Source organism: Thioalkalivibrio sp. AKL9, assembly GCF_000377825.1.
Taxonomy (GTDB): domain Bacteria; phylum Pseudomonadota; class Gammaproteobacteria; order Ectothiorhodospirales; family Ectothiorhodospiraceae; genus Thioalkalivibrio; species Thioalkalivibrio versutus.
This window is the reverse complement of record NZ_KB905104.1, coordinates 213,297-226,413: the sequence shown is the minus strand read 5'-3', so window position 1 is coordinate 226,413 and position 13,117 is coordinate 213,297. Positions and strand designations below refer to the sequence as shown.

At 66.0% G+C, this 13,117-nt stretch carries 9 protein-coding genes and 1 pseudogene; 8 read left to right on the top strand and 2 right to left on the bottom strand.

Going from position 1 to position 13,117, the window contains the following annotated elements:
* Positions 1-8: 8 nt before the first annotated feature.
* Positions 9-680, top strand: a complete 672-nt coding sequence (locus D573_RS0103200; protein WP_018937688.1) for a DUF429 domain-containing protein — start codon at positions 9-11, stop codon at positions 678-680.
* Between the two features lie 13 nt (positions 681-693).
* Here the strand turns inward: D573_RS0103200 and D573_RS0103195 are convergent, their stop codons facing one another.
* Positions 694-900: a LexA family transcriptional regulator gene (locus D573_RS0103195; RefSeq protein ID WP_018937687.1), complete on the bottom strand. Its 207-nt coding sequence runs from the start codon at positions 898-900 to the stop codon at positions 694-696.
* 116 nt (positions 901-1,016) lie between these two features.
* Here D573_RS0103195 and D573_RS14075 point away from each other — a divergent pair.
* The 3 genes and pseudogenes from D573_RS14075 to D573_RS0103185 form a co-directional block, all read left to right on the top strand.
* Positions 1,017-1,380: pseudogene (locus tag D573_RS14075) on the top strand (hypothetical protein); the annotation flags it as partial.
* 61 nt (positions 1,381-1,441) lie between these two features.
* Positions 1,442-1,957: a type 1 glutamine amidotransferase domain-containing protein gene (locus D573_RS0103190; protein ID WP_018650190.1), complete on the top strand. Its 516-nt coding sequence runs from the start codon at positions 1,442-1,444 to the stop codon at positions 1,955-1,957.
* A 140-nt stretch (positions 1,958-2,097) separates the two neighbouring features.
* Entirely contained in the window at positions 2,098-2,418 is a 321-nt protein-coding gene (locus D573_RS0103185; protein WP_018145781.1) for a hypothetical protein, read from the top strand.
* Between the two features lie 293 nt (positions 2,419-2,711).
* On the opposite strand, the gene D573_RS0103180 is transcribed toward D573_RS0103185, so the two are convergent.
* Positions 2,712-4,142 carry a phospholipase D-like domain-containing protein gene (locus tag D573_RS0103180; RefSeq protein ID WP_018937686.1) on the bottom strand — a complete coding sequence of 477 codons (1,431 nt, stop codon included), beginning with the start codon at positions 4,140-4,142 and terminating at the stop codon, positions 2,712-2,714.
* Positions 4,143-4,408: 266 nt separating this feature from the next.
* Here D573_RS0103180 and D573_RS0103175 point away from each other — a divergent pair, with 266 nt between their 5' ends.
* The 4 genes from D573_RS0103175 to D573_RS0103155 all read left to right on the top strand — a co-directional run bounded on the left by D573_RS0103175 (position 4,409) and on the right by D573_RS0103155 (position 12,870).
* Complete coding sequence (locus D573_RS0103175; RefSeq protein WP_231362670.1) at positions 4,409-4,651, top strand: hypothetical protein; 243 nt, start codon at positions 4,409-4,411, stop codon at positions 4,649-4,651.
* A gap of 119 nt (positions 4,652-4,770) precedes the next feature.
* Positions 4,771-5,736 carry a 1-phosphofructokinase family hexose kinase gene (locus tag D573_RS0103170; RefSeq protein WP_018937684.1) on the top strand — a complete coding sequence of 322 codons (966 nt, stop codon included), beginning with the start codon at positions 4,771-4,773 and terminating at the stop codon, positions 5,734-5,736.
* A gap of 331 nt (positions 5,737-6,067) precedes the next feature.
* Positions 6,068-10,183, top strand: coding sequence for a trehalose-phosphatase (otsB, locus tag D573_RS0103160; RefSeq protein WP_018937682.1), 4,116 nt, complete (start codon positions 6,068-6,070; stop codon positions 10,181-10,183).
* Between the two features lie 26 nt (positions 10,184-10,209).
* Entirely contained in the window at positions 10,210-12,870 is a 2,661-nt protein-coding gene (locus tag D573_RS0103155) for an AMP-binding protein (protein ID WP_018937681.1), read from the top strand.
* The last annotated feature ends 247 nt before the right edge of the window (positions 12,871-13,117 follow it).

Sequence of the window (13,117 nt, the reverse complement as noted above, 5' to 3'; positions counted from 1 at the left end):
TCGATGCGATGGTGGCCCTTCGTCAGAAGCGGGCCGAGGTAGATCGAATGGGGCAGACGATCATCGGGGTGGACCTGTCCGGTCCCGGGAGTGCCGCGCATACCTCCGTCGCCGTGTTCCGTGAACAGGGTGGGGCGCTCGATCTGTTGGAGCTGGTGGCGGGGGCCGATGACCAGGCGATCCTCGACCGTGTACCCGCGGGCGCGATTGTGGGGCTGGATGCGCCCTTGTCGTATTCGCCCATCGGAGGCAGCCGCACATCCGACCAGTCCCTGCGACGCGTGGCGGTCGAACACGGATTGCCGGCCGGAACCGTCATGGCACCTTCCGCACCGCGCATGGCCTACCTGACGCTGCGGGGCGTGGCGGTCAGCCGCCTGCTCCGCAGCGAGCGCCCGGACGCCCGGGTGGTGGAGGTACACCCCACCGTGGCGATGGTCCTGAGGGACGCCTCGGTGGCGACATTGAAGGCCATGAAGCATGATTCAGAGGCGCGCCGCGAGCTGCTGGTCTGGCTGGAGGGGCAGGGGCTCCACGGGGTGTGCGATCTCGATCAGGTCAGCGATCACTCGGTGGCCGCCTGTGCCGCGGCCGTGGCGGCCTGGTGGTGGAGCCAGGGCAGCCCCGCCTGGATCCACCCGGCCGAGCCGCCGCTGCATCCGTTCGACTTCGCCTGCTGACGGGCTGCTTCGATCAGAGGTGACGGCGCATCTGCCCGACCAGTACGGCCTGGATGCGGAGTCGGTCCGGGGCGACCAAGAGGGGCGCATAGGTCCGAGTCTCCGCGTGCAGCAGGACGACATTCGGGGTCTGCTCGATACGCTTGAGGGTGGCTTCTTCGCCATTGATCAGGACCACGAGGATCTCGCCGTTGCGGGCATGGTTGCGCGATTCGATCACCACCCAGTCGGGTTCTACCCCATTTCTGCGGACGGTTTGGAAAGGGCTGAAAACTTCAGATCCTGAATGGCGATGCGGCGCCGCATCCTTGGATTGTGGAACCGCTCAATGTAGCCAAACAGATCGTCGCGTACCACGAGTCGGGGCATGCCCTTCTGGCGTATTTGTTACCCAAGGCTGATGCTCTCGAAAAGGCGACCGTGATCCCGCGCGGGCACGCCCTTGCGGTAACGGCGCAGGTGCCCGAGGAGGAGCGCTACAATTTCGGCGAGTCCTACTTGCGCGACAAGATCGCGGTGATGTTCGGGCGGGCGTCTGGCCGAATCTCTGGTATTCAACGAGGCTCGCGCTCGGGAGACACTGGAAAAACACCGCGAAGCATTCGAAACCCTTGCCCAGGCCCTGGCGGAACAGGAAACCCTGGAGGTGGAAGCAATCCGCGAGATCCTGAAGGATCAGGCGATGGAAGGGCAGGCGTGACGCTCTTCCGCCGCGGGCTTGACTACACCCGTCATGAAAACCCCTGCATGGAGGAAGCACCATGAGCCTTGCCGACAAGCATGTCGCCATCCTCGCAGAAGATAATTACCAGGAGTTGGAGCTGCACTATCCACGGCTGCGCATGCTGGAAGCCGGGATGCGGGTTTCCGTTGTTGGCGCCGGCAAGCCGGAATACGCCAGCGCCAAGGGCTATACGGTGAAGGCGGACGTCAGTGCCGTCGGGGTCGATGCGAACGACCTTGATGCGCTGATCATCCCGGGCGGCATGGCACCCGACAAGATGCGGAGGCATCGGGCAATGGTCGATCTGGTGTGCGCCGTGCACCAGCGTGGCGGGCTGGTGGCCTGGATCTGTCACGGTGGCTGGATGGCCGTATCGGCCAACATACTGGCCGGGCGGCGGGTGACCTCGTTCCATTCGATCCGTGACGATATGGTCAACGCAGGTGCCGACTGGTTCGACGAGGAAGTCGTGCAGGATGGCAACCTGATCAGTAGCCGCACGCCGGATGACTTGCCTGCATTTTGTCGGGTGTTGCTCGAAAAACTGGGATGATTCCCCCGCACATACAGCAGAGGGCTTTAGTTTGAGCCAGCAGGCCCTAGTCCCGGACCAATGCTTCCGCTAACGGATGTATTGGGGCGTGTTCAGGGCGCAGCTTTATATGCTGCGGATCCTTGGTTCGCAGCGGACCCATGCAATTCACGAAGAACAAGGATACGGACGAGATGAGTGATCGCGAACAATACGTCGAGAAGATGAAAGCAAAAATTGACGAGTGGAACCACGACCTGGGAAAGCTGGAGGCGAAGGCCAAGCAGGCGGATGCGGATCTGCGCGCCAAGTACGAAGAGCAAATCCAGGAACTGCGTAAACGGCGCGACGAGGCCGAGGAACGGCTACGCCAGGTGCGCGAGGCGAGCGAGGATTCGTGGAAGGAGTTGCGGGAAGGAATGGAGTCCGCCTGGGATGACATGGCAAAGGCACTTCGGAACGCTTCGGATCGCTTCCGGTAAGAACGAGGCCTGGCGAAATGGAAACGGTCGCGCGAGCCGCGTCGCCGCCCCGGTCGCCTTTTCTTGCTCCCCGGCCCAGTGCCTGGCATTGCCAGAGGCATGGCCGCGAGTCCGTCCCGGGGGGTGGTGCGTCCCCGGTGGAGGGAGGTCGCTTCGGTGGGTTCAGCCCAGCGTGGTGTGGCCCGCGCCTGCTGGTTCGCGAATAACCGCCATACTCGTGGGCGACCGCCCTCGGCGTGGTGTTTCCGAGTGTGGAACGGGTCCGCACCGCAGTAAGCGGTGTCTGGTGCGGATCAGAAAGAAGACAGCCCGGTTGCCTCCATCATCCGGTAGCGCCAGTAGCGCAGCCGGGAGTCGTCGGCATATTCCTGGTAGGGGAGGCTGTGAACCCGGCCCGGCTCGTTGTGCCAGCGGGTATCGAAGAATTGGGCGGCATCGGCGATAACCGGAGTCCCGGCCTCGGCCTGAATCTGCACGTTGGTCTCCAGGTTGAAATTGTCCAGGTTGCGCCGGGTGAAGTTCGCGGAGCCCGCAAGCAGCGTGGCATCTCCATCGCGAGGACGATGCAGGAGCATCTTCGCGTGGCACTGCTCGCCCTGGGTGTTGCACCAGCGCACCGAGACGCCCCCGGCGTTCAGTTCCAGCGCCACTTGCCGGTTGGGTAGTCCCTGCTTTTTCCGGCCGAATGCATCACGGTTCGGATCGAGAAGCACCCGCAGGTCGACGCCGCGCTGCTGCGCGGCCAGAAGGGCCTTCACGATGGCCCGGTGCGAGAGGTAAAACATCCACAGGTCCAGCTGGTCCCCGGGATCCGAGGCGTCAATCATCTCCAGGGCGGCGTCGCGGATCCGTGACTCGGTCAGGACTCGGATCCCGACGGGCGAATCGACGGCTCCGTTCGCTTCCACGCGATCCGGAAGGGCCGTTCGGGTTCCATTCGAGAACTCTGCGACCGCGCGCTCGGTGTGCAGCAGGTCGATGGCCGCGGCGCCCCGGAAACGCACGGCGATGTTGTCGTGCCGGCTGCTGGCGTCATGCGGATTTCCCGAGGTCACCAGTCCGGTCCAGCCGTCCGGCCCATCCGTGACCAGCGTCTTGCGGTGGTTCGCCTTGAAGTTTAGAAGCGCAAGGTACGTGCGCAGGGTGACGGGTGTATCGCCCACCGGGTTCGGGAGCCAACCACCATGCGAACTGTTGCCGAACCACTGACAACAGATGCGCCAGGTGGCCGACCACAGGGGGTTGGGATCGCGCAGGGCCCGCAGATTCGTTTCGATCACGGGGATCCCCTGCGCCTCCAGCCGGGAGAGCAGGGGCTGCTTGATGCCGCCGTAGAGGGTGTTGAAGGGATCGGTGATCAGCAGCGCCTCGACCCCGTGGCGTTGTGCGTGCCACTCCGCCAGTCCGAGGACGAACTCGCTTGAGAGTGGACGATGCGCAGCCTCGGACGTCGCCGCAAACTGGTTCACCAGAAAGAAATCCGCGACGACCAGCGACTGCGCCTGTCCGATCATCTCCAGGGCGGCATCGAATATCTCCTGCTCTGTGTGCTGATTGCCCTGCGTGTCCGTCCACGTGGCATCCGCGAGGAACTCGACCCCCTCGGCGGGATGGTAGGGCGTGACGACATCGAGCCCTTCGGGAAGCGGCTTGTACAGGTGGTAGGCGCCGGTCGAGAGGTAGACAGCCAGCAACCCAAGCAGGAACCAGCGCCCGCGCCTCATGCGCAGCCCGAAGCGCCGGCGGCCAGGGACGAACGCGGCGGCGTTCCGGTCCTGGCACCATCGCCGATCAGGCCGTGATCCTCGATCGGCACATAGCCGTCCAGAGGTGACGGGGGCATCTCAGTGACGTTCAACGGGACCCCTCCGATGGTGGGCTACACTGATGTCAGGGAACCCGCCCGGCTGCGGTGGCGGGTGGCCCCTGAAGCGCAACTGCTTGTCCGGGCCGTAGGACCGCGTAGCGTCTGCCTAGAGACTGGGGTTTGGTGGCGAAGTCTGTCAATGCGCAGGCGGGTCCCTGGACGCCAGTGCCGGACAAGTGGTCTCGCGATCCCGGCTTCGGCGAGAGCATCGCCGCGAACGGTGTGATGCTGGAAAAGGCCCGGGACGCCGGTGTGGAGACCGGCCTCGGCGGTCGGGCCCCGAACGACTACCCGGAGTTCGCCGCGTTTCGGGTGGAGCAGGGGATCGAACGCATCCTGGTGAGTGTCCGGACAGCTTCATGGTGAAGCGGAGGGTCGCGCAGGCCGAATGCACAGAGGAACTCGCAGCCGATGAGTGGGGCGCTACGCCGATACCCGGATTCGGTACTTGAGAACATCCGCGCGCAAGCACCGGAGGAAATACGATGCAACCGATCGTCACGCTCACGATGAATCCCGCACTCGACGTCAGCACGTCGGTGGAGGAGGTGGTCAGCAAACACAAGCTGCGCTGCTCGGGCGGCCGTTTCGATCCCGGTGGCGGTGGCGTCAATGTCGCCCGCGTGATCGAGCGTCTGGGAGGCGAGGCGACGGCGCTCTACGCCGTGGGCGGCCCGATGGGCGACGTGTACCGCGGGTTGCTGGAAGCCGAGTTGGATGGGGCACAGCCGATCGAAATCGAGGGCAGCACCCGCCAGAGCTTTAACGTGACCGAGGACTCGACCGGAAAGGAATATCGCTTTGTTCTGGAGGGTCCGGAGTGGCAGGAGAAGGAGTGGCGCGGGGCGCTGGACCGTGTGGAGGAGGTGCTTTCGGACGGTGGCTATCTGGTGGTGAGCGGCAGCCTGCCGGAAGGGGTCCCGGACGATTTCACGGCCCGGGTGGCACGGCTGGCAAAGCAGGCAGGGACCCGCTGTGTTGTCGATGCTTCCGGCGCCTCCCTGGAGGCTGCGCTGGATGAAGGGGTCTTCCTGGTCAAGCCCAACAAACAGGAATTGCGCCAGCTAACCGGGGCCGATCTGGATTCGCGGGAAGAGCAGGAGGCCGCGCTGCAGAAGATCCTCGACGCCGGCGGCTCGGAGATCGTCGCGCTGAGCCTTGGCGGGGAAGGGGCGCTGTTTGCCTCGTCCGAGGGTGTCTTCCATCTCCCCTCGCCAGAGGTTGAAGCCCGCAGCGCGGTGGGTGCGGGTGACAGCTTCGTGGCTGCTCTCGTACTCGGGCTGGCTGGTGGAAAGTCACTCGGGGGTGCGGCCCGGTATGCCGTCGCCGCGGGTGCCGCCGCGCTGTTGAGCGAGGGTACCGTGATGTGCCGTGCCGAGGATGTCGAGCGGTTGTTTCGGGAGACTCGTGGTGAAGACAACGATCGGTCCGGTCCGGACGATCTCCCATAACCGGTAGAAGTCCGCATGAAAGATGGCCTGGAAACAGGCGATCCTCGTTGAAACACCCGCGCCTTGGGGCGACCCAGGCCCGGGGCGTGTGCCCTGATCTCCGGGCCGGGGATGATGATCAGCCGCTTGGCGAACTCGATTGGCTAATCACTCTGAAAAACCCCGTTCAGCACGACAGTCGGGGTGCTCATTATCTGCGCGAGGGTGATATCCGTGCCGCGTGGCGGCGGCAGGGTTTCATCGAAGATCAGGGTTTCTTGGCGAAATCTTTCCATGCGTATGATGAAAGTGGGGGTTGCCTGCAGGCGCCGCCATTCGACCGAGGGATTTCATGCAGCGGGAGGCCCGCATGAAGGATCAGGCGGAACGAGGGGCAAACACCAGGGCCGTGCTGTTCGATATGGACGGGGTGGTGACGGATACGGCACGCGCCCACGCTGCGGCCTGGAAGCGCCTGTTCGACGAGTTCCTCGAGGCGCGCGCCGAGCGTTTCGGAGAGACGTTCGAGCCCTTCGACGCCGATGCGGAGTATCGCCGGTATGTGGACGGGCGCCCTCGTGCCGAGGGCATCCGCACGTTTCTTGACGCGCGCGGCATCGAACTGCCGGCCGGCAGCGACGAGGATGGCCCGGAGGCGGAGGCGGAGGCGGAGGCGGAGACGGAGACGGTCGCGGGCCTGGGCCGGCGCAAGAACCGGTATTTCCATGCCTGGCTGGAGGCAAACCGGGTGCAGCCGCTCCCGGGCACCCTGCGACTGCTTGATGTACTGCGCCGCGGTGGCATCCCGACCGCGGTGTTCTCTTCCAGTCGCAATGCGGAGGCCGTCCTGCGCAGCGCCGGCTTGCTCGACGCCTTCGACGTACGGGTGGATGGCAACGAGCTGGCGCGGCTGGATATCCCCGGCAAGCCGGATCCGGCGATGCTGCTGGAGGCGGCGCGGCGACTGGGCGTAGCGCCGCAGGAATGCGCGGTCCTCGAGGATGCGGGCAGTGGTGTCGAGGCGGCGGTGCGCGGCCGCTTTCGGCCCGTGATCGGCATGGCCGGTCCCGACCGTGCCGATGCCTTGCTCGAGCTCGGCGCCGACCTGGTGGTCCGCGATGCCGCCGAGCTTCGCTACAGTCGTGCCGCCGGACTGACCCGACGCACGCTCGTCGATCTGCCCCGTGCCTGGGATCGCGAGAGCGAGATGTTCGCGCGCCTGCAGGCCGCGCGTCCGGTGGTGTTTCTGGATTACGACGGCACCCTGACGCCGATCATCGAGGATCACACGCAGGCATGGCTGGCCGGCGACATGCGCGCGACGGTGGGGGCGCTGGCCCGGCACTGCAGTGTGGTCATTGTGAGCGGTCGCGATCTGATGAAGCTTCGGGAGCTGGTCGCCCTCGACTCCGTGTGGCTCGCGGGCAGCCACGGCTTCGAGATCGCCGGTCCGAAGGACGACGACCGAAGTCTGGAGAAGGGCGATGAGTTCCTCCCCGAACTGGATACGGCGGAACAGGAACTAACGCAGCGGCTGGCCGGGATCGAGGGCCACATGGTGGAGCGCAAGCGCTTTTCCATTGCCGTGCATTACCGGCGTGTCGCCACCGCGGAGGTGGATCGGGTCGGCGCGATCGTCCGCGAGGTGCTGGAGGCACACCCGAAACTGCGTCTCGGCCACGGCAAGAAGGTGCTGGATATCGGTCCGGGCATCCACTGGAACAAGGGCGAGGCCGTGCGCTGGATTCTTGGCGAGGTGGACGGCCCGGGCGAGAAGTTCGTGCCGGTGTATGTCGGCGACGACCTGACCGACGAGGACGCCTTCCGCGCGCTTGCGGGGGAGGGTATTTGCGTCGCGGTGCGACATGACGAAACCCGGGCGACCGCTGCCGACTGGGTGGTGGATGACGTCCTCGGCGTGAAACGTCTGCTCCAGTCCCTGACCGGGATCCTGGCGGCGCGCGTCTCCGATGCCGCGGCGGCGGATACACGGGACAAGGGAGGCTGGGTGTTGCGCTACTCCGGCTACCGTCCCTGGCAGGAGCGTCTGCGCGAGGCGCTGTGCACGCTGGGCAACGGGTATTTCGCGATGCGGGGTGCCGCGCCGGACGCGTGGGCGGATGACGTGCATTACCCGGGCACCTATCTCGCCGGCGGCTACAACCGCCTGATCAGCGAGGTGGCCGGTAGGAAGGTCGAGAACGAGGACCTAGTCAACCTACCCAACGCCTTGCCGCTGACCTTCCGCGTGGATGACGGCGACTGGTTCCGGCTTGACGACACGGAGATCCTGTCGTTTGCACAGGAACTCGATGTTGACCGCGGCCTGTTGCTGCGCAGCCTGCGTTTCCGCGATCCGGCGGGCCGTACCACGCAGTGGCGCGAGCGTCGGTTGGTCAGCATGGATAACCCGCACCTCGCGGCCCTGTGCGTGGAGCTGACCGCGGAGGACTGGTCGGGACGGGTCACCCTGCATTCCGCGCTCGACGGCGGGGTGGTCAATGATGGCGTGGCGCGCTACCGGGGGCTCGAGAACCGCCATCTCGAGATTCTCGAGGCGGACCACCGGGGCGACGACACCCTCTTTCTTCGGGCCCGGACCAACCAGTCCCGGCTCGACATTGCGCAGGCCGCCCGCACCCGTGTGTACCACGAAGGCGTGGAGGCCGGGGTCGAGCGCCAAACGCTGCGGGAGGCGCAGGGCGTGGCGCAGGAGATCATCCTCGATCTGCCGGAACGCGCGAACCTCCGGATTGAGAAGGTCCTCGCGCTGTACTCGTCGCGTGATGCCGCGATCGCCGAACCCGGCATAGAGGCCCTCCGAACCCTCGGCCGTGCCGGTGATTTCGACGCCCTTCGCGCCCGCCACGAGATGGCCTGGCGCCACCTGTGGGGGGAATGCGACATTGCGCTCGAGGATGACGCGGCGCCGGATACCGAACTCAAGCTGCGGATCCACATCTTTCACCTGCTGCAGACCACCTCGAAGCACTCGGTCGATCTCGATACCGGCATCCCCGCGCGGGGCTGGCACGGCGAGGCCTACCGCGGACATGTCTTCTGGGACGAGTTGTTCATCTTCCCCTTCCTGAACCTGCGTATTCCGATGCTGACCCGGGCGCTGCTCCGCTACCGCTATCGCCGCCTCGGGGAGGCCCGGCAGGCGGCGCTTGAGGCCGGCTATCGGGGCGCGATGTATCCCTGGCAGAGCGGCAGCGACGGACGCGAGGAGACGCAGCGACTGCATTTGAACCCGACTTCGGGGCGGTGGCTCCCGGATACCTCCCACCGGCAGCGGCACATCAACTCCGCGATCGCCTACAACCTGTGGCAGTACTTCCAGGCCACCGGTGACCAGGAGTTCATGAACTTCTACGGGGCGGAGATGCTGTTGGAGATCGCCCGGTTCTGGGCCAGTGCATCGGTCTACAACCCGAACCTGGACCGCTACGAGATCAAGGGTGTGATGGGGCCGGACGAGTATCACACCGCGTATCCGGACGCCGACCCCGAGGCCCAGGGCGGGGTGGACAACAATGCCTACACCAACGTGATGGCGGCCTGGGTACTGACCCGCGCGCGGGACGTCATCGACCTGCTTCCGGAGATCCGCTGGCGGGAGCTGCGGGAACGTGTCGGCCTGGACGACGCGGAACTCGATCTCTGGGACGAGATCAGCCGCAAGCTGCGCGTGCCGATGGACGCGGACGGGATCATCTGTCAGTTCGAGGGCTATGAACAGCTCGCAGAGTTCGACTGGCAGGAGTACCGGGAACGCTACGGTGATATCCAGCGCCTGGACCGGATCCTGGAGGCCGAGGGCGATTCGTCAAATCGCTACAAGGTCTCAAAGCAGGCCGACGTCCTGATGATGTTCTATCTGTTCTCGGCGGAGGAGCTGGCGATGCTGTTCGAACAGCTCGGCTATCCGTTCGATCCGTCGATGATCCCGCGCAACGTCGATTACTACCTGGCCCGCACCTCGCACGGCTCGACCCTGAGCCACGTGCCGCATTCCTGGGTGATGGCGCGGTCTGACCGCTCCCATTCCTGGGATCTCTTTCAGCGCGTCCTGGACAGCGACCTCGAGGACATCCAGGGCGGTACGACGCCCGAGGGCATCCATGTCGGCGCGATGGCCGGGAGCGTCGATCTGGTTCAGCGTTGCTACCTGGGGATCGACATGCGGGGTAACGTGCTCCACTTCGATCCGGTGTTCCCCCCGGAACTGCACTGCGTTAAGGTGCGATTGCATTATCGCAACCAAACGCTGGAGGTGGAGGCCACCCGCGAGTTGCTGGAGATCCGCAGCGGTGCCTATACCACCCACTCGATCATGGTGGCTTACCGCGGTCATTACCGGGAGTTGGCGCCCGGCGACGACTGCCGCTTCCGGCTGCTGAAGCCGGAGGAACGCGTGCGCGACGAGAATCGCACCGGCGGGGCCGAGCCCGACGCGGCACATTGATCCGTGTTTCCCTGGAGGTTTCCGACATGAATGCCCAGACCGTCGACGAACTCTTCGCCTCGCAGTCGCCGGAGGAGGGGCAGGTGGCGGTCGTCGCGATGACCCGCGATGGCCTCGAAACCACTTCGCGGGCGGATCTGCTCGAGCGAGCCGGGCGTCTGGCGGCCGGACTCCGGGAGGCCGGCCTGGAACGCGGAGACCGGGTGGGGCTGTTCGCCCCGAACAGCCCGGAGTGGGTCATCGCCGCGCTGGGGGTGATGAACGCGGGGGGCACTGTGGTTCCCCTGGACACGCAGATGCCCTCCGAGGATCTGCAGCACGCCCTGTCCGATTCGCGGCCGCGCTTCATCTTCACTACCTCGAGGCTGGAACAGCGCCTCCCGGCTGATTTGGGTGAGGTGCGCACCTGCGTCTTTGATGCCGAGCCGGAGGCTTCCAAGGCGTGGGAGGGGCTTCTGAAGCAGGATGCGGCATCGTCGGTTGCGCGACACGACGATGTCGCGGCGGTCTTCTACACCTCCGGTACCACCGGACCGCCGAAGGGCGTGCCGCTGACCCACCGGAACCTGACGAGCAATGTCGACGCGCTGTGTGCGGAGGAAATCGCGGACCATCGCGACCGGGTCCTGGTCCCTCTGCCGTTCCATCATGTCTATCCGTTCACCGTCGGCATCCTGGTCCCCCTGACCCTCGGGGCGCCCATCATCGTGCCGTTCTCCCTGGTAGGGCCGCAGATCGTGCGCGGCCTGCGCGACGGCGAGGCCACGGTGATGCTGGGGGTGCCGCGGCTCTACGAGGCCGTGTGGAAGGCCCTGGAGGACCGGGTTACGGGGCGTGGGCGGATCGTGGCGCTGTTGTTCCGGCAGATGCTGGGGCTGTCGAGACTGGCGCGCCAGCGATTCGGGCTGCGCCTGGGTCGCCGGCTGTTCAAGGGCCTGCACCAGCGGCTCGCCCCGCGCCTGCGCCTGGTGGTCGCCGGGGGTGCCGCGCTCGACCCCAAACTCGGGCGCGACCTGCAGGCGCTGGGCTGGGAGGTGGGTACCGGCTACGGGCTCAGCGAGACCGCGCCGATTCTCACGTACAACCCCCCGGACCGGTTGCGACTGGAGGCTGCGGGGCTGCCCCTTCCGGGCGTCGAGCTGGCCATCGACGACACTGATTCCCGCGACGGGCGCGGCGAGGTGATGGCACGCGGCCCGAACATCTTTGCCGGCTACCTGAATCTTCCGGACAAGACCGAGGAGGTCCTCGACGAGGACGGCTGGTTCCGCACTGGGGACACGGGCGAGATCGACGACGATGGCTACCTGCACCTGCACGGTCGCGAGTCCTCAATGATCCTGCTCTCCGGGGGCGAGAACGTCGACCCGGAACGGGTAGAGGGCGCCCTGCAATGCATTGACGAGATCCGCGAGGCCGGCGTGCTGGCGCATGACGATCGCCTGGCGGCGCTCGTGGTTCCGGAGTCGGGGCTGTTGCGCGAGGTCACCGGCGAGGACCTGGAGAAACGGGTGAAGGATGCGGTCAAGCGCGCGGCAGAGGAGCTGCCGAGTCATCACCGCCCGGGCGTGGTGCGCATTGCGCTCGACCCCCTGCCGCGCACGCGCCTCGGCAAGCTGCGCCGGCACAAGCTCGAAGAGCTCTTCGAGAAATTAGGCAAGGAAAATACCGTTTCCGAGGCGCGACCGGAGCCGGTCTCTCCGGAGTCGATGGCCCCCGAGGACCAGCAGCTGCTCTCGGACCCGGGCGCCGAACGTACCTGGAACTACCTCGCCGAGCGCTTTGCTGATATCCGCGTTACGCCGGATAGTAGCCTCGCCGAGGAGCTCGGGATCGATTCGCTCAGCTGGGTCGACCTCACGCTTGCGCTGCAGGACCGCGCCGGGATCGATCTGGATGATTCGGCGATCGAACGCGTCGAAACCGTCCGGGACCTCCTGCAGGAGGCGGCCGGGGCCTCCGAAGCCAAGGAGGGCCGGGGCGAACTGAAGGCGCAACTCGAAGATCCGGAAGCGCTGCTCGCCGAAGACCAGAAAAAGGACCTGGAGCCCCCCGGCACGACCCGCCGCGTGGTCGGCGGCCTGCTGCTGGTTTTTGCGCGGCTGCTCTCGCGGTTGCTGATGCGCGTCGAGGTGCAGGGCAGTCTTCCGGCCGACGGTCCTTACCTGCTCGCACCCCGCCATCTGAGTTTCGTCGACCCCCTGGCGTTGCTGCCCGCCCTGAGCAGGCGGGATCTCGAGTCGCTGTACTGGGCCGGTCTGGAGGACTATTTCTTCTCCAATCGGTTATATGGGGCGCTCAGCCGCACTGCGCGCGTCCTGCCGGTCGACCCCGGATCCGCGCCGCGTAGGAGCCTCGCTCTGGCTGCGGCCAGTGTGAAGCGGGGACACAGCCTGATCTGGTTTCCGGAAGGCCAGCGCTCCCCGGACGGCACGCTCCAGAGACTGCGGCCCGGTATCGGGCTCGTGCTCGCGGCACAACCCGTCCCGGTGGTGCCCGTGTGGATTGAAGGCACGCGCGAGGTGCTGCCGCCGGGCAAGCATTTCCCGCGTTTCGGCGGAAGGGTGCGTGTCGTCATCGGGGAGCCGGTTCTGCCGGAGCAATACGGCACCGACGAGCGAGAGATCGTCCGCACCCTGCAGTCCGCTCTGGAGGAACTGGGCGCTGCGGCAGAACACGGCAGGTGACCACTACGTTGACCGATAGGGGAGTGTCTGGCGTCAACTACGCTGGCTGGCGGTCAGGGGTGCGGCGTGGTATGCCGTCGCCACGGGTGTCGCCGCCCTGTTATGGAGACGCTGATTGAGTTGCGCGCTCGCGCTCGAGTCGCTTTTGCGTGCGAACAAGGCGCGGTGACTGCCGTGCAGTCATTCTGCACAAGGGAACCGCAACGCCGTGCGCGCGCACATTTTCGTCAACAACGGGCGGCCGAGC